At 58.8% G+C, this 20,213-nt stretch carries 19 protein-coding genes; 7 read left to right on the top strand and 12 right to left on the bottom strand.

What is annotated here, in order from left to right; genetic code table 11:
- Positions 1 to 24 precede the first annotated feature (24 nt).
- Together IEX40_RS00370 and IEX40_RS00365 are read left to right on the top strand one after the other, a co-directional pair.
- On the top strand, positions 25 to 1,911 hold the full coding sequence (locus IEX40_RS00370; RefSeq protein WP_188745131.1) for a PTS fructose transporter subunit IIABC: 1,887 nt from the start codon (positions 25 to 27) through the stop codon (positions 1,909 to 1,911).
- An 89-nt stretch (positions 1,912 to 2,000) separates the two neighbouring features.
- On the top strand, positions 2,001 to 2,660 hold the full coding sequence (locus tag IEX40_RS00365) for a FecR family protein (protein ID WP_188745130.1): 660 nt from the start codon (positions 2,001 to 2,003) through the stop codon (positions 2,658 to 2,660).
- Between the two features lie 28 nt (positions 2,661 to 2,688).
- Here the strand turns inward: IEX40_RS00365 and IEX40_RS00360 are convergent, their stop codons facing one another.
- Complete coding sequence (locus IEX40_RS00360; RefSeq protein ID WP_188745129.1) at positions 2,689 to 3,288, bottom strand: pyridoxamine 5'-phosphate oxidase family protein; 600 nt, start codon at positions 3,286 to 3,288, stop codon at positions 2,689 to 2,691.
- Between the two features lie 90 nt (positions 3,289 to 3,378).
- On the opposite strand from IEX40_RS00360, the gene pdxR reads away from it, so the two are divergent.
- Positions 3,379 to 4,800 (top strand): MocR-like pyridoxine biosynthesis transcription factor PdxR, encoded by a 1,422-nt coding sequence (gene pdxR / locus IEX40_RS00355; RefSeq protein ID WP_188745128.1) that lies wholly within the window; start codon positions 3,379 to 3,381, stop codon positions 4,798 to 4,800.
- Positions 4,801 to 4,805: 5 nt separating this feature from the next.
- On the opposite strand, the gene IEX40_RS00350 is transcribed toward pdxR, so the two are convergent.
- The 9 genes from IEX40_RS00350 to IEX40_RS00310 all read right to left on the bottom strand — a co-directional run bounded on the left by IEX40_RS00350 (position 4,806) and on the right by IEX40_RS00310 (position 13,073).
- Positions 4,806 to 6,038: a HupE/UreJ family protein gene (locus IEX40_RS00350; RefSeq protein WP_188745127.1), complete on the bottom strand. Its 1,233-nt coding sequence runs from the start codon at positions 6,036 to 6,038 to the stop codon at positions 4,806 to 4,808.
- A gap of 48 nt (positions 6,039 to 6,086) precedes the next feature.
- A complete protein-coding gene (locus IEX40_RS00345; protein ID WP_188745126.1) occupies positions 6,087 to 6,728 on the bottom strand; it encodes a VOC family protein in 642 nt (213 codons plus the stop codon).
- A 371-nt stretch (positions 6,729 to 7,099) separates the two neighbouring features.
- Positions 7,100 to 8,680 carry a GMC family oxidoreductase gene (locus tag IEX40_RS00340; RefSeq protein ID WP_188745125.1) on the bottom strand — a complete coding sequence of 527 codons (1,581 nt, stop codon included), beginning with the start codon at positions 8,678 to 8,680 and terminating at the stop codon, positions 7,100 to 7,102.
- A gap of 16 nt (positions 8,681 to 8,696) precedes the next feature.
- Positions 8,697 to 9,236: a twin-arginine translocation signal domain-containing protein gene (locus IEX40_RS00335; protein ID WP_188745124.1), complete on the bottom strand. Its 540-nt coding sequence runs from the start codon at positions 9,234 to 9,236 to the stop codon at positions 8,697 to 8,699.
- Positions 9,237 to 9,309: 73 nt separating this feature from the next.
- Positions 9,310 to 10,062: a lipoyl protein ligase domain-containing protein gene (locus IEX40_RS00330; protein ID WP_188745123.1), complete on the bottom strand. Its 753-nt coding sequence runs from the start codon at positions 10,060 to 10,062 to the stop codon at positions 9,310 to 9,312.
- 5 nt (positions 10,063 to 10,067) lie between these two features.
- Entirely contained in the window at positions 10,068 to 10,763 is a 696-nt protein-coding gene (locus tag IEX40_RS00325) for a 2-oxo acid dehydrogenase subunit E2 (protein ID WP_188745122.1), read from the bottom strand.
- A 10-nt stretch (positions 10,764 to 10,773) separates the two neighbouring features.
- Positions 10,774 to 11,007: a biotin/lipoyl-containing protein gene (locus tag IEX40_RS00320; protein ID WP_188745121.1), complete on the bottom strand. Its 234-nt coding sequence runs from the start codon at positions 11,005 to 11,007 to the stop codon at positions 10,774 to 10,776.
- A complete protein-coding gene (locus tag IEX40_RS00315) occupies positions 11,004 to 12,026 on the bottom strand; it encodes an alpha-ketoacid dehydrogenase subunit beta (RefSeq protein WP_188745120.1) in 1,023 nt (340 codons plus the stop codon). The genes IEX40_RS00320 and IEX40_RS00315 overlap by 4 nt, the downstream gene beginning before the upstream one ends.
- A gap of 60 nt (positions 12,027 to 12,086) precedes the next feature.
- Positions 12,087 to 13,073 carry a thiamine pyrophosphate-dependent dehydrogenase E1 component subunit alpha gene (locus tag IEX40_RS00310; RefSeq protein ID WP_188745119.1) on the bottom strand — a complete coding sequence of 329 codons (987 nt, stop codon included), beginning with the start codon at positions 13,071 to 13,073 and terminating at the stop codon, positions 12,087 to 12,089.
- Positions 13,074 to 13,408: 335 nt separating this feature from the next.
- Here IEX40_RS00310 and IEX40_RS00305 point away from each other — a divergent pair, with 335 nt between their 5' ends.
- The gene (locus IEX40_RS00305; protein WP_188745118.1) at positions 13,409 to 15,307 is read left to right on the top strand and encodes a sigma-54-dependent Fis family transcriptional regulator; all 1,899 of its coding nucleotides are present in this window, start codon (positions 13,409 to 13,411) and stop codon (positions 15,305 to 15,307) included.
- A 9-nt stretch (positions 15,308 to 15,316) separates the two neighbouring features.
- Here the strand turns inward: IEX40_RS00305 and hmuQ are convergent, their stop codons facing one another.
- Complete coding sequence (gene hmuQ, locus IEX40_RS00300) at positions 15,317 to 15,619, bottom strand: heme-degrading protein HmuQ (protein WP_188745117.1); 303 nt, start codon at positions 15,617 to 15,619, stop codon at positions 15,317 to 15,319.
- Between the two features lie 194 nt (positions 15,620 to 15,813).
- Here hmuQ and cfa point away from each other — a divergent pair, with 194 nt between their 5' ends.
- A complete protein-coding gene (gene cfa / locus IEX40_RS00295) occupies positions 15,814 to 16,983 on the top strand; it encodes a cyclopropane fatty acyl phospholipid synthase (protein ID WP_188745116.1) in 1,170 nt (389 codons plus the stop codon).
- A gap of 58 nt (positions 16,984 to 17,041) precedes the next feature.
- The gene (locus tag IEX40_RS00290) at positions 17,042 to 17,578 is read left to right on the top strand and encodes a DUF924 family protein (protein WP_188745115.1); all 537 of its coding nucleotides are present in this window, start codon (positions 17,042 to 17,044) and stop codon (positions 17,576 to 17,578) included.
- A 24-nt stretch (positions 17,579 to 17,602) separates the two neighbouring features.
- On the opposite strand, the gene IEX40_RS00285 is transcribed toward IEX40_RS00290, so the two are convergent.
- The gene (locus tag IEX40_RS00285; RefSeq protein ID WP_229680422.1) at positions 17,603 to 19,024 is read right to left on the bottom strand and encodes an aminotransferase-like domain-containing protein; all 1,422 of its coding nucleotides are present in this window, start codon (positions 19,022 to 19,024) and stop codon (positions 17,603 to 17,605) included.
- Between the two features lie 367 nt (positions 19,025 to 19,391).
- On the opposite strand from IEX40_RS00285, the gene IEX40_RS00280 reads away from it, so the two are divergent.
- Positions 19,392 to 20,009, top strand: coding sequence for a LysE family translocator (locus IEX40_RS00280; RefSeq protein WP_188745113.1), 618 nt, complete (start codon positions 19,392 to 19,394; stop codon positions 20,007 to 20,009).
- Positions 20,010 to 20,213 lie beyond the last annotated feature (204 nt).

Below are 20,213 nucleotides of genomic sequence, written 5' to 3'. Positions count from 1 at the left end.
AGCCTCACAAGAAGAACTACGCCCATGGAACTCACAAGCCTGCTAAGCCCCGATACGGTCTGCCTGCGTCTGCATGGGCACACTAAAGGTGAAATTCTTGATGAGCTGATCGATGTACTGGCGAAAGCGGGCAAGCTGATTAACCCGGCCGAGTTCAAGGCGGCGATCCTTAAGCGTGAAGCCGAGTTTCCTACCGGTCTCGAAAACGGTATCGCGATCCCCCATGCGCGTTCAGACGCGGTGGGAGCCCCCGCGATAGCGTTGGGTATCGCCCCGGGTGGTGTCGAGTATGGTTCGCTCGATGATAAGCCCAGCCAGATCTTCTTTCTGATCGCTGAGACCGAGTCGGTCGCTGAAGAGCATCTGGAGATCCTTGCGGCGCTGACCCGGCATATGCAGGAGTCGGACTACATCAAGGGGCTGCTGCGGGCGGGCAGCGCCAATGAGCTGATCCATCTTCTGGCCGATGAGGTGGACGAGGAAGCATCAGAGGCCGCAATCGCCGATGCGGGTGTCCGGACGCCAAGGGTGCTGGCGGTAACCGGTTGTCCGACCGGTATCGCCCATACCTACATGGCCGCCGATGCACTGAAGGTGTGTGCCGAGAAGCTGGATCTGCCGATCCGGGTGGAAACCCGCGGTGCCATAGGTGCGCGGGATAGGCTCACTGATCAGGAGATCGCCGATGCCGAGGTGATCATTCTGGCCTCCGATACCCAGGTGGAGATGGACCGCTTTATCGGTAAGCGGCTGATCCGGGTACCGGTACGCGAGGCGATTCGTGATCCACTGACACTGCTTAATCGGGCCCTGACCGAGGAGGTTCCGGTCTTTCGAGGCGGCAGCGCAACGACTGCAGAAGCCTCGGCGGCTAGCGTACAGCCGGGTATCTATCAGCACCTGATGAACGGTGTCTCCAATATGCTGCCCTTTGTCGTTGGTGGCGGCATCCTGATCGCCATCTCCTTCATGTTCGGTATCGATGCCTTCGAGCCGGATAGCGCCGATTATCACCCTGTCGCCGAGGCCTTGATGACGCTGGGCGGATCCGCCGGCGCCTTTGGCCTGATGGTGCCGGTGCTGGCCGGGTTCATCGGCATGAGCATCGCCGACCGCCCCGGCTTCATGCCTGCGATGGTGGGTGGTTTCATGTCGGTGCAGTATGACGGCGGCTTTATTGGCGGGATGATTGCCGGTCTGCTCGGCGGTTATATCATGCTGGGTATCGTCTACGCCTGTCGCAACCTGCCGCGCAGCCTGCAAGGAGTGGAAACGGTGCTGATCTACCCTGTGGTCGGCCTGTTATTGACCGGCGGGCTGATGTACCTGCTGCTGATGCCGCTGTCCAACATCAACACTGCCCTGGTGGGCTGGCTGGGATCCCTCGGTATCGGCAATCTGGTCCTGTTGGGCTGCTTGCTCGGTGGTTTGATGGCGGTGGATCTGGGCGGGCCGGTCAACAAGGCTGCTTACACTTTTGGTATCGCCGCTCTTGCTTCGGGCAATAACCTGCCCCAGGCGGCGGTGATGGCGGGCGGTATGGTGCCGCCTTTGGCCATGGCGCTGGCAACGGTAATGTTTCACAGCCGCTTTAATGCCAGTGAGCGGCGAGCGGGCAAGAGCTGTTTTGTACTCGGTGCCTCGTTCATTACCGAGGGCGCGATCCCCTTCGCGGCCGCCGACCCGCTACGGGTGCTGCCGGCCTGCATTGCCGGATCGGCACTGGCCGGCGGGCTGTCGATGTTCTTCGGTTGCCAGCTGCCGGCACCACACGGCGGTATCTTCGTTATACCGTTGGTTGAGCACCCGTTCCTCTATCTAGCCTCAATACTGACAGGGGCTTTGCTCAGTGCGGTCCTGGTTGCCGGGCTGAAACGGGAGCGACCTGGCACGATGTCGCATCAGACGTAATCGGCAAATGGCGTTTTCGGGCTGTTGTGGACCGACTCACGGCGCTAAATAGGTCTGTCTGTTCCCGACTACTGAGGTAGGACAACGCTATGCGTAGACTGCTCAAAACTCTGGTACTGATACTTTTTCTCGGCGGGGCAGTCCCTTCGTCGGCCTGGGCCGAAGTGATCGGTATGGTGGTAATGACCCAGGGTCACCCCGTGGTGGAAAGAGAAGAGCGGCGGCTGGAGCTGGAGCCTAACGATGATCTGTTCGAGCGGGATAGGTTGATCACCCCGAAGGGAAGTCGTGTGCTGCTTAAGCTAAGGGATAAAACAACGGTCTCGTTGGCTGAGAACAGCGTGTTTGAACTGACGGAATACAGCTTTGATGACGACACCTCCGATGTGAGTTTCAAACTGCTGAAAGGTGCATTTCGCGCTATATCCGGGCTGATCGGCCAGCAGGAAAACCCGAAGTTCGAGGTCAAAACTTCAACCGCTTTGATCGGCATTCGCGGGACCGATTTTTGGGGTGGCTTCATCTTCACGGGTGATCTGGATGTGGCGATGTTCAGCGGCAAGGGCGTCTACGTGGAGAACGACTTCGGCCGTGTGGAGTTGACCGAGGCCAGCGCGGGAACCACGGTCGTGGCCGGCCGGCCACCCAGTGACCCGATAAAATGGAAGCAAGGCAAGCTTAGCAGGGCTGCCGCAGCCACCGAGGTGAGTGTTGAAAAAACGGGGACCTCAGGTGGCTCAGATTACTGACGCGTCTTGAGTGCGGATTAGCAGCCGATTAGCGCTCCAGCTCAATCTCACCCAGCTGGGTAGTCACCGGCTGTACCCCCGCCCAGACCGGTAGCTTCATATCTTCTGCATCGTCCACCGGACCGCCGGTGCGGATCTTCGCTGACAGCTCGTCAAGCTCAAACGCCAGCACGCTGGTGGCCTTCAGTTCAATCTCATTTGCCGGCCGGGCCTGGGCTGAGCGCCCACGGTGAAACTTCTCTAGCAGTTGGTCCAGTGCATGGCGCTTCTCGTCGCTATCTTCCACGAGCCGTGCCTGGCTGTAGATCACCACGCTGCGGTAGTTGACCGAGTGGTGGAAAGCGGAGCGGGCGAACACGATGCCGTCGAGATGAGTGATCGCGATACAGGCTTCATTCCCCTCCAGCAGGGCCTTGAACAGTCCGTTCTTGCTGGAGCCGTGCACATACAGCTGGTTGCCGTCTCGCCAGTGGATGGTCGGTTGTAACAGCGACTGGCGGTCGAGCTGGGTGGCGATATGACAGATCAGCGCCTCGTCGATGATGGCGTTGACCGTGTCGACATCGTACTCCGCCCGCTTGGGCAGGCGTTTGACACGGGTGCGTTCTGTCTTTCGGTATTCGGTCATCGTGTTTTACTCCTTCAGATGGTGGGTTTAGACTAGTGTCAAAAGTGGGTCTAAGTAAGATCCAATAAGGAACGAATATTTAGGCCCAATATGGATGAGTCCGGATTAAGTCGAACCGATCTCGGACTGTTTCTCGATCTGAGTGCAACCGATCCTGCGCAACCCGATTATCGGCGCCTGTTTCAGGCGCTACGACAGGCGATTCTGGAGCGACGCGTCGCCGGCGGCAGTCGCCTGCCTTCAACCCGGGCGCTGTCAGCCGCACTGGGCATCGCCCGCAACACGGTAAAAAACGCCTATGAACTGCTGCAGGCGGAGGGCTATCTGCAAGGGCGCCGGGGGGCCGGAAGTTATGTGGCGGAGCTGCCCGAGCTTGATCGGCCAGCTACCCGGAGCGGGCCGCGGCAGAATGCAGTGGAGCGGGTCGAGTCGCGCCAAAGTGCCGGACCCGGATTACTGCAAACGGCGATGCCGGCACTGGATCAGTTCCCGCATCGGCGCTGGCAGCGCGCACTGCAGCACGCGTCAACAGGAGGGGGACTGCTGGCCGGCGATCCTCAGGGGGACAGTGCGTTAAGGTTCGAGATCGCGCGCTGGCTGGGTACCCAGCGGGGGATGCAGGTCGAGCCTTCGCAGGTGCTGATCACCTCCGGGTCACAGCAGGGTCTCTACCTCATTGCCAGCCAATTGTTGACGAGGGGGGATCTGGTGCTGCTGGAACGCCCGGGATTCTTCGGGACCGAAGACGCCATGCGGACAGCGGGCGCGTGCGTCAGCCGTTTTCATCAGCAACAACTGGAACAGGTCGACGATCTACCGGAGGCGAAGCTGATGGTGCTGACCCCGTCACGCAATTTCCCTCTTGGCCATACGTTGCCGGCAGACCGTCGCCTGGCACTGTTGAATTGGGCCTATGAGCGAGAGCTCTGGTTGATCGAGGATGACTACGATTCCGAGTTTGCGGCTGGCCCTGCACTGTCGGCCCTGTACTCACTAGATCGACGGGAGCGGGTGATCTACGCCGGCACCTTCAGCCGCACCCTGTTTCCCGGCCTGCGCATCGGCTACCTGGTACTGCCCAGAGTGCTGGTGCCGCGCTTTGTGAAGGTGAGACGGGTGGTCGACGGTGGACTGTCGATGCTGCCGCAGCGGGCGCTGGCCGAGTTTATGGCCTGTGGTGACTACAGCCGTCACCTGCGACGGATGAAACGCCTCTACTCCCAGCGCCGGGAATCTCTTGAACAGTTGCTGGCACAAAGCGAGTTGGGGCAGTTACCCATAATCGACGCTGGCGGCGGAATGCATCTGTGTATTCAGTTGCCATCTCATTGCGACGACGGGGAGATCATGGCTCAACTTGAATCCAGAGGCGTTAAGGTCAGGGCGATCTCCCTCTACGACGAGCAGTGTGGACCGGGACTGGTGCTTGGCTTTTCCGCCGACAACCCGGACAGCATGGCACGGGGTGTTGAAGCTCTGACGACAGTCCTTGAACCGCTACTTGAACAGTGAAGGGATCACGCTCTGGTAAGGGTGTCGATCCATTCCCAGCTACGTTGCACTGTCCAGAGTGCAGACAGCGTCAACGACGGAAACGCTACCAACACGGTCAATCCTTTCGGACTGAGCAGGCCTCGGCGCTGAATTGCCGATAGAACGCAGGCCAGCAGAGTGAAAACCAGTATCTGTCCTATTTCAATGCCGAGATTGAAACCCAGCCAGTGCAGGGTCAGCTGCGATGCGCTAAAGCCGGTGGCCTGCTCCAGCACATTGGCAAAGCCGAGACCGTGAAGCAGCCCGATCAAACCCACCTGCCAGAGCGGCAGGCCGTGGCCGCCAGGGCGCATCAACAAGCGACCGAAGCCGTACAGTATCGACAGTGCAATCAGCACTTCGATCAGCGGTACGCCAAGTGAGGGTAGGTTGATAAAGCCAAACGCCACCAGGCCCAGGGTCAGCGAGTGGCCGAGGGTAAACATCAGCGAATTATGGATCACCCGTCGCCAGTGGCGAGCGCCGATCACCAGCACACACATGAACAGCAGGTGGTCGATGCCGAGCAACACATGGTGGATACCCGACTCCAGCTGGCTCGAGAGAATCGCCAGATGACTCGGCGGTACCGCGAGCACCAGCTCAAGCGGGCCTGTTGAGCTGATCTTGCCGCTTGGCGTGGTAACGATATTGATCGAGCGGTTACGGATGGTAGGCCACTCGTCTGTCGGTGTGGCGATCTGTCTAATCTGACCTGGCGCTACATCGGGCAGCCTCAACTTCAGATCGATGACCGCCTCCTCCAGCAGCATGGTTGATGCCGGTAGTTGCAGCGATTGTGTCAGCGCCTGGGCGATACTGGGCAGATAGCCAAAGGGCGAGCGGGAGCTGATCGGTTGAATACGCGCCGCTTCCAGCTGAGTGTCCACGGCGTTGCCTGAGTACAGACCGATCTGCAGATAGCGGTTGGCGTGCTGGCGCAGCAGGGCATCATTGGCGGCAAGGGTTTCCAGGGCCAGTACCGGCTGCTGCTTGTCATTGGCTCGTGTATAGGGTGGCAGATCGGAACCTGCGCCCGGCTGCCAATCCTGCTCCAGCAGCAGTGAGGCAAGGGGGATGCGGGCATAGATCAGCGTATCGCCGGACTCCTCGGTGAGGTAGATAATGCGGGCGAGGAAGTTCTGAAAGTGAGCCTGTGCCGATAGCGGGAACAGGGTGATGCCGAGTATCAGCACCATTCGGTAGACAAGGTTCATGGTTGATCCTCTCCGGAGACCCGCCCCGGAGGGGCGGGTAGTGGGCGGTCAGTCGCGAGGATCCCAGAGGCGGGAATCGGTGGTCTTCTCATAGCCCTTTCCATTCGGGGCGGTTACCAGCTCCATCTGCATCCCCCAGGGCGCCATGAAGTAGATCCAGGTCAGCCCCTGCAGTGGACCGCTGGTGAAGGGGTGGGGCTCGCCGAGGAATTTCACGCCCTTGTCTTTCATGTAGCTGATCGCTTGGTCGAGATCGTCAACGTAGAACGCGATATGGTGGCCGCCGATATCGCTGTTCTTCGGCTTTTGCGTGCGCTGGTCCGGTGAGGTGTATTCGAAGATCTCGAAATTGGTGCCGTTACCGCAGCGCACCAGATGGGCGACCGGAATCGTTGCCCGCGGGTTCACGTCCAGGTTCTCGGTCATCCAGTCATCCTCAAACGGGCCGAACGGGCCGATGGTGAAGAAGGCTTCGCAGCCCATCACATCGACCAGAAAGCCGACTGCCTCTTCGGCGTTGGGCACGGTGAATCCGAAATGATCGGTACCGCGCATGCCGGGTGTTGCTGCCTGAGACAGTGCGGAGAGACTGGTTAGCAGGCACAGCAGCGCCAGATGCCGAACGGGTTTATGGATCGCAGAGGAGAAAAAGCCAATAGAGCAGGCGGTGTGTTTGGTAACTGTCTTCATCAGTGTTCGGGTCCTATTTATTGTTATTCTGGCGAAAGTGCCGAACCTGATAACGCAACCCGTGTGCCAGTATTAAACTATCGGGATGAAATTCTATCTTTTATAACCCGATGATAAATAAGAGCTATTTTTATTTTATTGTTAATCTTAATAGGGCGTCTGTGTCACTGATACAGAGTGTGTCATACAGTCTGTCTCTCTGCGTCAGTGTGAAAGACCTTTTTGCCCTCCCGTTTAAGTCCCAGTTTTAAGAGGCTATTAAACGAAAAAGGGGCGCGTAGAAACTACGCGCCCAACATCAGGTGCCATTCAGGCCTGGGGATTGGTGCGGATCGCTGAACAGCTATCCGCGAATCATGCAGGTATAACGATTAGATCGCGTTGCGTTTCATCTGGTCGGCGATATAGTCCGCCTGACGGATCGCCAGCGCGACGATGGTCAGGGTCGGGTTCTCGGTACCGCTGGTGGTGAACTGGCTGCCATCGGAGACGAACAGGTTCTTGATCTCGTGGCTCTGGCCCCACTTGTTGACCACACCGTCACGGGCATGGGCGCTCATGCGGTTGGTGCCCATGTTGTGGCTGGCCGGGTAGGGGGGCAGGTAGTTCACCTTCTTGGCGCCGACCGCTTCCAGCAGCTCCGTAGCCTTGTCATAGGCGTGATTGCGCATGCGGGTATCGTTGATATGGTCGGTCTTGTACACCACCGGCACTGGCAGGCCGTACTGGTCCTTCTCGGTGGGGTGCAGGGTGATGTTGTTGGACTCTACCGGCATATCCTCACCGCAGATCCAGAACCCGGCCATCTTGTCGTAGTTCTCCAGTGATTCAGCCAGTTCGCGACCCCAGCCGGATTTGCCCGGATTGAGGAAGGCGGACATGAACGGCAGACCGAGGTGGAGTACCTCCAGCTCGTATCCGGCGTAGTGGCCTCGGTTAGGGTCGTTGTCTTTCCACTCGTGGACGATGCCGGGCACCACCGTGCTTTTGTACATATGGATCGGCTTCTCAAACTCCCCGTACACACCCGCAGTAGTGTGGGTCATGTAGTTCTGGCCCACCTGACCGGAGCCGTTGGCCAGGCCGTCGGGGAACATGGCGGACGCGGAGTTCAGCAGCAGCCGGGGGGACTCGATGGAGTTGGCGGCGACGGCTACCAGGCGCGCCTTCTGAAACAGATGATTACCATCCTTGTCGGCGTAGAGTACGCCGGTGACCTTGCCGTTCTTGTCGTGCTCGATACGCAGCGCCATCGATTGCGGGCGCACCTCCACGTTGCCGGTGGCTTCCGCCTTCGGAATCTCGGTGTACATGGTGGACCACTTGGCGCCGATACGGCACCCCTGCATGCAGAAGCCGTTTACCTGGCAGGAGGGGCGGCCGTCCCGTACTTCGGTGTTGATCGCCAGGGTGGCCTGTTCGCAGCGGGCGCCGATGCGGCGAGCGCCCTCCTCGACAACCTTGTAGTGGCTGCTCTTGCCGTGGAACGGCATACCGGTGGCTTCGGTACCGCACACGCCCATCTTCTGCTCGGCCTTGTAGTAGTAGGGCTCCATCTCCTTCAGCGTCACCGGCCAGTCGAGCACGTTAGCGCCGGGGATGGTGCCGTTTTCAGTACGCATGCGGAATTCATGTTCCTGGAAGCGCATGGCAACGCCGGCCCAGTGCAGCGTGGCACCGCCGACGCCCTTGACGATCCAGGCCGGCAGGTTGGGGAAGTCCTTGGCAATACGAGCCGGGCCCTCGACATAACGCTTGTCCAGCCAGGAGATCTTGCCGAACATCTTCCATTCGTCGTTCTCGATATCCTCCATCTTGAAGCGTTTGCCCGCTTCCAGTACCACGGACTTGATACCTTTCTGTGCCAGTTCGTTGGCCAGGGTGCCACCGCCTGCGCCGGAGCCGACGATCACGACCAGGCTGTCATCGTTGAGATCAAATTTTGTTGTCATTATTGTTCACTCCCTCTCAAAGCCAGTCGATCTTGTCGTAACCGCGGTTGATGTAGCCGCCATGCTCCCAGGCGGAACCGCCGTAGCCGAAGCGGGGCCAGAGTTCGGGGTTGTTGTAGATCCCCATCATCAGGTCGCCCTTGATGCGCTGGAAGAAGGCCCCGTCCTCCATAGCGCGCAGCACGAACACGCGATCGGGTTCGTTTTCGAGCTCAAGATAGGGGCGGGCGAACAGCTTGTCGCAGCGGTTATCCAGTTCCTTGACGCCTTCGCTCAGTAGCTTTTTCAACTCAGCGTCGCCGTTGGCCTTCTCGGCCAGCGGGGTCAACACCGCGGCGTAGTATTTGTCTTCCAGGGTGTCGTGAGGGTAGATATCCCGCGCCATGCGCATCAGCGTCGCGCTGGCGTGCTCACCGACGGCGGCTGCGGCCCAGGTTTTGGCGGAGAGCAGGCCGCTGCTCAGCATGCCGAGACCGACCACGGCGGTGCCAGAATGGGTCAGGAAGCGCCGACGGGTCAGATCGGGTGATTGATCGTCTCTCTTATCTTTTTTCATGTTGACTCCATTTCTACTTGTTATTGGATGTCGCGGAAATTTTCCGGCATGCGGGCCCGTTAAGGGGCGCATATCAGAGGGTTTGGATGTAGTTGGTCAGGCGTATCTCCAGTTGTGCGATAGTCTCCTGCAGCAGGTCTTGACGGGCCGGGAGCAATTCGGCCATCGACACATGACGCTCCGCCTGTATGAACGGCTCTATGCCACAGTGGTGATAGAAGCTGTTGCCCGCCTGCCAAAGCCAATCCAGCTGTTCGTCACAGAGCAGTACGGCGTGGCAAAGCACGGCAAATTCGTCGCCGTTGTCGCAGACTCCGGGCTCCAGCTGGCGCCAGCGTTGTGCGGTACCGGCCAGCTTGCGTTCGCCTACCACCAGGTTGTAGTCACCGTCGCAAAACGCACCGTCCACCGCCGAGCAGTGCGCCGCTATACCCTGGTCGGCGAGATAGTCGATCAGCGGCTGACATAGGGTCATGTAGCTGTCGCGGATCGCTTGCTTGTGGCGCTTGCTGCGAAACGCGAGGGCAACATTGATCAGGCCCGGTGACTGCGGGGTCAGGTCGCCGCCGGTGGCACGCACCTGCACCGGCCAGCCATCCAGGATCATGCGGCCGGCGGCCATGGCATACTGCGGTCGGCGGGTCAGCCGCTGGGGTACGACCAGCGAACGGCTGCAGCGCCAGATCAGAAATCCGGACCGAATGTCGCCTGTCGTGACGGATGAGAGCAGTGCCATCTCCCGTGCCAGTCCCTCCGCTGGTGGCAAGACCTCCTGTGCTGATTGGCCGGCGAGTGGATGGATAAAGTCGACAGCAGGTGCGTTCATACGGCTCACCCTTTCTCGATCAGCGTGCAGAGTTCGGTCAGCAAGGCGGCGGCGGGGGCTCCGTCAACTGCGCGGTGATCGAAGCTCAACGAAAGACCCATGATGCGTCGCGGCTCAATGCTGTGGTCCGGCATCACCCAGGGGCGCAGGCGGGTCTCCCCTATACCCAGTATGGCAATCTGCGGCAGATTGACGATGGGGGTAAAAAACTGCACGCGTGACAAGCCGAGGTTGCTCAGCGTAAAGGTGCCGCCGGTCATCTCGGGTACGGTAAGCTTGCCGGTTTTGGCACGCTCGGCCAGTTCACGGCGGGCGTTGCTGCGATCCATAAGCGACAACTCACCGGCGTTGAACAGGGTGGGGGCGGCCAGCAGATTGCCGGGCAGCGCCATGGCGTAGCTTAGATGAACCTCGTCGTAGAGCCGGATCTCCTTGCCCTCGACCCGGCCGTTGAGGTCCGGGTAGTTGGCCAGCGTGGTGACCACCGCCTGGGCGATCAGGTCTTCGATCGAGACCTTGATCCCCTGGCTGGCCAGTCGCTCCTTGGTGGCAAACAGCTCGGTAGCATCGCACTCGGCGTGATGGGTCAGCTGAGCGGCTTCATCCAGGCTACGCCGCATATTGTCGGCGATCATGCCGCGCATGCCGCGTAGCGGGATGGTCTTGCCCGGACCCGGCGATAGGTTGGGTTTTGCGGTCATAACAGAATCCTCAACCGATAGTGGCGACCAGTTCGCCCTTTTCCACCACATCGTCGATATCCTTGACGATCTTCAGCGTGCCACTGGCCGGCGCCTGCAGCTCGTACTGGATCTTTTGCACCATCAGTTCGGCGATCATTTCGCCTTCGGAGACGGTGCCGCCGTCGCTGGCCAGCCAACTGGTGATCACGGCTTCGCTATCCTCTTCCCAGAGGTTTTCCGGTACCCGTACTTCGGTGCTCATGCGTTGTTCTCCATCGTTTCAAAGGCTGCAACAATCTTGTCGGCATTGGGCAGTGCCCACTGCTCCATGGGGCGGGTGAAGGGGATCGGGATATCCGGGTAGGCGACCCGTTGCGGTGCGGCTTTGAGCGCTACACCCTGTTCGACGACGGAGCAGATGATCTCTCCACTGACTCCGTAGCTGTGGTAGTCCTCGTCCACTACGATCAGGCGACCGGTTTTGCGTACCGATTCGATTACAGTGGAGCGGTCCAGCGGTACCAGGGAGCGCAGGTCTAACACCTCGGCGCTGATGCCGCGCTCGGCTAACTGGCGAGCCGCCTTGAGTCCATGGTGTACACCGGAGGTGATGCCAACGATGGTGACATCGGTGCCTTCGCGAACCACGGCGGCCTTGCCGATAGGAATCTCATAGCTCTCTTCCGGTACGTGGACGATGGCGTCCTTCTCGGTGCCAAGCCAGCCCATCCCCTGCAGAGCCTTGTGGAACATGAAAATGACCGGGTTGTTGTCGCGGATGGCGGCGGTCATCAGGCCTTTGGCATCGTAGGCGTTGGACGGCGCCACCACCTTCATGCCGGGCAGGTGGGCAAAGGTGGCGTGCAGGCACTGGGAGTGCTGGCCGGCGTCCGAGTATCCGCCGCCGGTGGAGGTCATCAACACCACTGGCACCTGAACCTCCCCGCCGGAGAAGTAGGTGTTTTTGGCCATCAGGTTGTAGATGGCATCGAAGCAGACGCCGAAAAAGTCGACGAACATCAGCTCGACGATAGGGCGCATACCGTCGGAGGCGGCGCCGACGGCGGCACCCATAAACGCGGTTTCCGAGATCGGGGTATCGCGCACGCGCTCACTGCCGAACTCCTCATGCAGGCCTCGGGTGTTGCCGAACACGCCGCCCAGGGGGCCGATATCTTCACCCATCACGAACACACGTTCATCGACGCGCATCTCTTGTGCAATCGCCTCCGCCATGGCGCGGGCGATGGTCAGTTTTCTCTCTTTCGTGGCAACGGTCATGGTGTTGCTCCTTCTTGTTATTCAGTAAGGTCGGTAAACCTGTCTAACCGGCAGGGAATATCAGATGAACACCTTCTCCAGCGCCTCTTCCGGTGCCGGGTATTCGCTGTCACGGGCGAACTGAATCGCCTTGTCGACACGAGCATGAGCGCGAGCAACCAGTTCCTGATCCTGCGCATCGCTCCAGTCCTCGTTATCAAAGAGGTGCTGGCGTAGCTTCGGTATCGGATCGCGTGCAAACAGCGCTTCCTTCTCACCCTCCGGCCGATAGCCCTCGGCATCGCCCATGAAGTGACCGGCCAGACGGTAGGTTTCGATCTCGATCAGGGTTGGGCCTTCGCCGCGGCGGGCGCGTGCGATCGCTTCACCGGCAACCTCGAAGATAGCCAGCGGATCGTTGTCGGGAACGTAGTGACCCGGTATGCCATAGGCGGCTGCGCGCTTGTCGTTACGCTCGATGGCGGTAGAGGCGCTCTTGGCCACGGAGATACCCCAGGCGTTGTCCTCGATGACGAAGATCACCGGCAGTTTCCACACCGCGGCCAGGTTAAGGGTTTCGTGGAAGGCACCCTGGTTGGCGGCACCTTCGCCAAGAAAGGCGACCGCAACCCCCTCCTTGCGCTGCAGCTTGCGTGACAGGGCGGCGCCGACGGCCGGTCCCATCCCCTGGGCGATGATGCCGGAGCAGGAGAAATTCACCCTGGCATCGAAGATATGCATATGGCCGCCGCGACCGCCGCTGAGGCCGGTTTTCTTGCCGAAGATCTCCGCGGCCATACGGTCCAGATCGACGCCTTTGGCGATCGCTTCGTGGTGCGGGCGGTGGGTGGATGTGACGATGTCGTCGGCGTTGAGGTGAGCGCAGACGCCCACGGCGCAAGGTTCCTGGCCGTTGGACAGGTGCATCTCTCCGGGTATGGGGCCGTTGGCCATATTAAAGGCGGGAGTTTTGCCCTCCATATAGATCTTTTCGATACACTCCTCGAAATAACGGCTGGTGTGCATCTGCTCATACATCCAGATTTTCTGATCCCGGCTCGGCTTCATGGTGAAACCTCTCCTTATTCTTATGATGGGGTGGATGGCGGGACGTGAAATATCCTCGTCTCGCCTTTGACTAAACTATGGCAAGGCCTGTGCCAGTTTTTAAATTATTGATATTTAATGTTTTATTTTGATTGTTTCGAATTATTGCGACAGAGTGTCGCAAGTGAATGAAACAGGGTGGCTTATCGGATGCGACGATTTATTCGGGGGCTAGAAACAGGTAGACAGGTGAATAAATAAACTTCTATGATTTAAGGATAACTATAAAAGAGGGGCCCTCACCCCGGGTTGTTATGGGCACTTACAATCAAGATCAACCTATATTGTTGCCGTCGATGCGAGACCAGGCCGAGATACCCACCCAGATTCGTGGGTCCTGGGAGCGTTGCATCGAGCGCTACCATCTCGAACCTGGCCGCGATCTGCTGCCGCCTCGTCTGACCGACCGTGAAGTCAAGCGTGAACAGAATGAACTGGACAGCCTGCTTCATGTAGCTGAGCCCGTTTTCCAGCGTCTGCGACATATCGGCGACAACTCTGGCTACTGCGTATTGGTGACTAACACCCGTGGTGTTGTGTTGCGGCAGTTGATCGACACCCAGCGTGGACAGGAGCTGGCGGATAATGGTCTGAGTATTGGGACCGTATGGACGGAAGATTTGGTCGGTACCAACGGTTTGGGTACCTGCCTGGCGACTCGGGAAGCGCTGACGGTATATGCCGAGGAGCATTTTGGTCGCGAGTTGAGGCGCTTCAGCTGCTCTACGGCACCAATCATTTCTCCTCATGGCGAGATGATCGGCGCGCTGGATATTTCGACCTACGCCCAGGGTGAAAGGCAGCTACAGGCCTTGGCGCAGAACCTGGTGTGCGACAGTGCCGACCAGATAGAAGCGGCCATGTTCCGCTACACCTTCCGCTCGGCACATCTGCTGACTCTTGTCTGGGCGCGAGAGTGCGACCCTGCCCACAGTAGTGCGTTGATCGCGACCAACGACCGTGGCGTCATCATCGGCATCACCTCGGCCGCGTTGATGCAGCTCGGGGCACGGGAGCGAGCCCAAATGATTGGGCTGGCATTGCCGGATATGTTCGGTGTGGCGCTTGAGGATCTACTGCGAGCACCTCTTCGATTGACCGATAACCTGCCGTTAGCGCGTGAGGTCTGGTTGACCTATTCCGATTCCGTGACACCGGCTGCGATGACGCCGACGGTCAGGCTGACGGTAAGCGATAAGCCGCTTCAGGGGAGGTCCGATTCACCTCTTACAACGCTGTCCGGTAATGATCCTCGATTGGCGCGCAATGCCGAGATCTGCCAGCGGGTGATCAACCGCGGTATCAACATCCTGCTGCAGGGAGAGACCGGCACAGGTAAAGAGGTGTGGGCACGTGCAATTCATCAGTCCAGCCAGCGTAAAGATAAGCCCTTTGTCACCCTGAACTGTGCCGCGATTCCAGAATCCCTGATCGAAAGTGAACTGTTTGGCTACGGTGCCGGTACCTTTACCGGCGCTTTGAAAGGGGGCAAGGTCGGTAAGATCCAGGCCAGTAACGGCGGTACTCTATTTCTCGATGAGATCGGCGATATGCCACTGGTGCTGCAGGCGCGATTACTGCGCGTGTTGGCCGAGGGCGAGATTACCCCGCTGGGCGAGATCAAACCGGTCCCCATCGACCTGCATGTGATTACCGCGACCCACCGCGACTTGAAGCAATTGATTGCTCAAGGCGGTTTCCGAGAGGACCTCTACTACCGTATCAGCGGCGTACGGGTCGAGCTGCCGGCGCTCAGAGAGCGGGCGGACCGAAGTGAATTGATCGAAAAGATCCTGCAGGAGCTTAGCGAGTCGCCAGTCAGACTCTCGCCCGACGTGCAGCAGATCCTCGGCTCGTACCCATGGCCGGGCAATATCCGTCAGTTAAAGAATGTGCTGCAGTTTGCGCTGTGCATGTGTGACGGTGACAGTGTGGCACCAGAGGACCTACCGGAGGAGGTGTTTGCCGCCCCGGCGGCACTATTGGCCTCGCCGCTGGTTGACTCGTCCGAATATCCGCCTGAGCGGATGGTGTCGCTGTCGAGACCGCAGCTTTCCTCCGCTGAGGAGCGAGAACGTAGTGAGCTGATACAAGCGCTGGAGGCGAATCGCTGGGTGGTATCCCGCGCCGCCAAACGACTCGGTATCAGCCGTTCTACGCTGCACCGCAAGATCAATAAATATGACCTCGGTTGAAATCGTGACTTAGATCACGCTGTTAAAACACTCCAGCTGCGGCGGGCCGAGGTAGATATCCTTGGCCGGGCGCGCATTGGCGTGCGCCTTGCGAAAGGCTTCCGACTTGGTCCAGTTGATAAACGCCTCTTCCGATTCCCAGACACTGTGGGAGGCGAACAGGGTGTACTCCTCGGTTGTCGGTCCCTGCAGCAAGTTGAAGCTTTGGAAACCGGGGACCTCATCCAGATGGCTTTCCCGGCTTTTCCAGATCTCGATGAAATCCTGCTCTTTGCCCGGTGCGATACGAAAACGGTTCATGGCTAGGTACATGGGTCTTTCCTGATGGCGTGAAATATAACCTGTGGCTAGCTACCTTAGCCGGAGTTGATGATGCTGTCACATGCTGCGGTGCAATAAGCAGAAATTAGCAGTATCAATGGATTCCATAAACAATCGCTATTTAGCTTTCCTGCCGTCTCTGCCTAGGCTTAATGGATAAATAATGACCAGAGAGAGGGGGCGGAATGCAGAAAGACAGCCGGTTAGGACTCTCAGAGGAGTTCGATACAGCAAGGACAGCACCACCCAAAGCCATTGTCGACCTGTTGGCAATGGCGGATGTACGGATTAACGGTGACCGGCCTTGGGATATCCAGGTAATCGACGACCGACTCTACTCCGAGGTACTGACGCGGGGCACTCTGGGCTTCGGTGAGGCATATATGGATCGTCTGTGGGAGTGCCATGATCTTTCCGGCCTGATGGCGCGGGTGATGAGCGAGCGCCTGGATGAGAAGCCTCTGGGCAGAGCGAAATTATTCTTTGCCCTGTATTACCTGCGTGCGCGGATCATGAACTTGCAGACCTCAAGCCGGGCGTTTCAGGTTGGCGAGCAGCATTACGATATTGGCAACGACCTTTACGCGGCGATGCTTGATCCTCACTGGTGTTACAGCTGCGGCTATTGGCGCGAGGCAGAGGATCTTGACGCTGCCCAGGTAGCGAAGCTGGACCTCATCTGTCGAAAACTGCAGCTGGAGCCGGGCATGAAGGTACTCGAGGTCGGTTGCGGTTGGGGTAGCCTGGCAGGCTACATGGCCGAACATTATAGTGTCGAGATTCGCGGAATTACGATCTCAAAAGAGCAGGCGAGAATGGCTCGACAACGCTGTGAGGGTCTGCCGGTGGAGATCGATCTGGTCGATTATCGGGATGTTCAGGGTCAATACGACCGGGTGGTGTCGGTGGGCATGTTCGAACATGTCGGGCGTAAAAACTATGCCGACTACTTTTCCAAGCTTGCCGGCTGCGTAAAACCGGATGGCCTGTTTCTGCTGCACACCATCGGCACGGACAATGAGCGTTGCGGTGTTGACCCCTGGATTGACCGCTATATCTTCCCCAACGGCGAGTTACCGACGCTAAAGCATATGATCGGCACCTGCGAGCAGCAGTTCCATGTAGAAGATCTGCACAGCTTCGGTACCGACTATGACAAAACGTTGATGGCCTGGTGGAACAATTTCCAGGGAGCCTGGCCGCAACTGTCAGAGCGTTACGACGAGCGCTTCTACCGCATGTGGCGCTACTATCTGATGAGCTGTGCCGGGTTCTTCCGAGCCAAGCGCGGACAGCTGTGGCAACTGGTGCTGTCCCCGCTGGGCAGTCAACGGGTATACCGCTCGGTACGTTGAAACAGGGAGTGTTTTTGCATAGCCTGAAGTGAGAAAAGGCTGCGAACAGGGAAGCATAATGTATTCAGAGGTTTTGGCGTTTTGGTTCGACGAGATAGAGCCCGCCAGTTGGTGGAAAAAGGATGAAACATTCGATCGTCTGGTCGAGCAGCGCTTCGGCGATCTGCATCGACAAGCGTGCCAGGGAGAGCTTTTTGCCTGGCGCAGATTAGCCGACGGCCGGCTGGCCGAGATCATCCTGCTGGACCAGTTCTCACGCAACATCCATCGAGACAAGCCTGCGGCCTTCGCGCAGGACGGCATGGCGTTGGTGCTGGCCCAGGAAGCGGTATCGGTTGGAGCCGATATGGCACTGTCAAAACCCAAGCGCCGCTTTCTGTATATGCCGTATATGCACTCCGAGTCCGCCGCTATCCATGCCTTGGCCGAACAGCTGTTTCGTTCAGCCGGATCTGACGATTCCTATAACTACGAGCTGAAGCACAAGGCGGTCATCGATCGTTTTGGGCGCTATCCCCATCGTAACGCCATCCTCGGTCGTGATTCGACCGCGGAAGAGGTCGAGTTTCTTAGCCAGCCTGGCTCCAGTTTCTAGAATCCAAATTCTACAGTCCGCTGTCTAGACCAGCGGTGCGGTCAGACGTGGCCCTTCGGCCAGCAGTTCGGCCAGGCGGTTGAGCCCTATCTCCAGGGCTTCACGGTGGGCCGGTGGTGTCAGGCAGATGCGGATCGCCTGGGGGGCCGGCTGGCTACCGACACAGAACGGTTCCGGGCTGATCAGGGTGACGCCGCGCTGTGCCGCCTGGTCTATGAAGTCGCTGGTGCGCCAGGGTTCCGGCAGGTGCAGCCAGGCGTGGAAGCCGCAGGGGTGACCGAGGAAGTCGTAGCCGGAGAAGGTCTTTTCGAGCAGTGCGTGACGGGCATTCAGTTCCTGCCACTGCCAGTCGATCAGTAGGCTCGAATCCGCCGAACCTAGCCATTCGCAGGCCACCGACCCCATCAGTCCCGGGCTGGCCCAGCACTGCGCACGCAATCCGGCGCAGAGCTGGGGGATCAGGTTGCCGGGTGCGCGCAGGCAGCCAAAACGCAGCCCTCCCGAGAGTATTTTGGACACACTGAAAATATACAGCGATCGTTCCGGCGCCAGTTGATAGAAGGGGGTGCCTCGCAGCTCGGAGCGAACGAATTGCACGCCATCTTCCAACAACAGCAGATCGTACTTGCGCGCGATGCGCACGATCTCTTCACGGCGATGCTGAGTCATGTGGGCCGCGGTGGGATTGTTGTGTTCCGGCATCAGGTACAACAGCCGGATGCGCTGGCGTTGGCAGAGTCGTTCCAGAGCGTCGGGGCGCATCCCCTCGCGATCCATCGATACCGGCAGGTGCTTGAGTCCGAGTTGCCGCGCTGCCGCGATCATGCCGGGATAGGTCAGGGCATCGGACGCTACCGCCTCTCCCGGTCTGATCAGCGATTGTAGCGTCAGGTAGTCGGCATGCTGTCCGCCGATGGTCAGGATCAGATCCTTGGCATCGGTCGCCAGCCCCTGCTCGGTTAGCCAGGCAGCGAGCTGTTCCCGTTGGCGCTGGCTGCCCTGTTCGGATTGGTAATCCAACGCGCTACCCAGCTCAGAGGCCTGCTCGCTGACTCGGGAGAGTACTGCCGAGAGCTGCTGGGCACGCAGTGGATTGGGTATCGGCACGCTCAACGACAGATCGATGCTGTCGGTTGTGGCACGCGACAGATGATGGAAGTCCGGCGTATCGGCCTGCATACCTCGAACACGTGTGCCGCTGCCGACTCGCGCCTCCACCAGTCCCCGCCGCTCAGCTTCACGATAGGCACGGGTGATCGTTCCCACCGTTACCTGCAGTGCATCGGCCAGTAGGCGTTGCGGCGGTAGGCGCTCGCCCGGTTTCAGCTCGCCAGTGGCAATGGCGGTGGCGATCTGGTTGGCCAGAGTTTTGTACCGCGGGCCTTCCGGTACCTCGGCCGAGGGTAGCCAGCTGCAGCGCTGACGGGCTTTGTCTTGAATGCTCACCTGCTGTTCTCCCGGTTTGCGGAGTCTTGTCAGACATTCCCTGGTACTGACTCGTACACTGAGGACAATTGTCAGGATGACAATTGATTGTGTGGGGTGCAAAGTTACAATTGATACCCAAACAATCCGCATCTACAGTTAATTGTGCGCCTTTTATAGGCGAATATTAACCGTTTTTCTATAAATTGTATCCATACAATTTGACTGAATGCATGGAGGTGCATATGTCTACTCTTCGTACTCCTGTGACTGCTGACCACCAGAACTCCGTCGTGGCGAAGCGATGGGTGGGTGTGCGACCGGTAGCGATGCGCCGAGGGATCAACCGCGATATTCACGCCGCGAGCGCGGAGTTGAGGAGGTCATCATGATTACGACCACTGAACTTCTGGCGCTGGTTGGACCGTTCATGGCATTCGCCTTCAGTATGTCAGCGACGCCTGGCCCCAATAACATGATGCTAACCGCCTCCGGCGCTAACCATGGCTTTCGTCGTACACTACCGCACATGATGGGCATCACCGTTGGGTGCATGGCGCTGATGAGTGGCGTGGCGCTGGGACTCGGCGCTCTGTTCCAGCAATGGCCGGTGTTGCAAACGTCGCTGAAGTTGATCGGCAGTCTCTATCTGATCTGGTTGGCTTGGAAAATTGCCAGTGCCCCGGCACCCAATAAGGCGGATGTCGAAGCGGTACGCCAGCCGCTGACCTTCTGGCAGGCGGCGGCGTTTCAGTTTGCCAACCCTAAAGCCTGGGTGATGACCATCTCGGGCATTGCATCCTTCTCATTGACCGGAGATGCCTTTGTCAGCTCTGTCGTGGTGCTTATTCTGTTGATGGGAATAACCAACCTGCCCTCGATTGCGCTTTGGGCCGGTTTTGGGGTGGCGATCGGGCGCCGATTGAGAACACCGCAGCATTGGCGTTGGTTCAATATCGGCATGGGCAGCATGACCGCCGCCTGCGTACTGATGATACTGCTTTGATGGCACTTTGATCGGGTGCTGTCGTTTTCCCAGATTCGAGGGCCGGCAATGCCGGCCTTTTTTTTTGAAAAAGCGACCAATAGTTTTTGACAGTGTTGCTATTTGGAGCCTGCGTGACTATTTGTAAAACATTGACCAGGCGGGTCTCTATCCTTGGGTCGATCACAACTCGATTCGGGTGTCGCTGAATTGCAATAAAAGGAT

The organism is Marinobacterium zhoushanense (assembly GCF_014641945.1).
Classification (GTDB): Bacteria; Pseudomonadota; Gammaproteobacteria; order Pseudomonadales; family Balneatricaceae; genus Marinobacterium_D; species Marinobacterium_D zhoushanense.
This window is presented reverse-complemented; position numbering and strand designations above follow the sequence as displayed.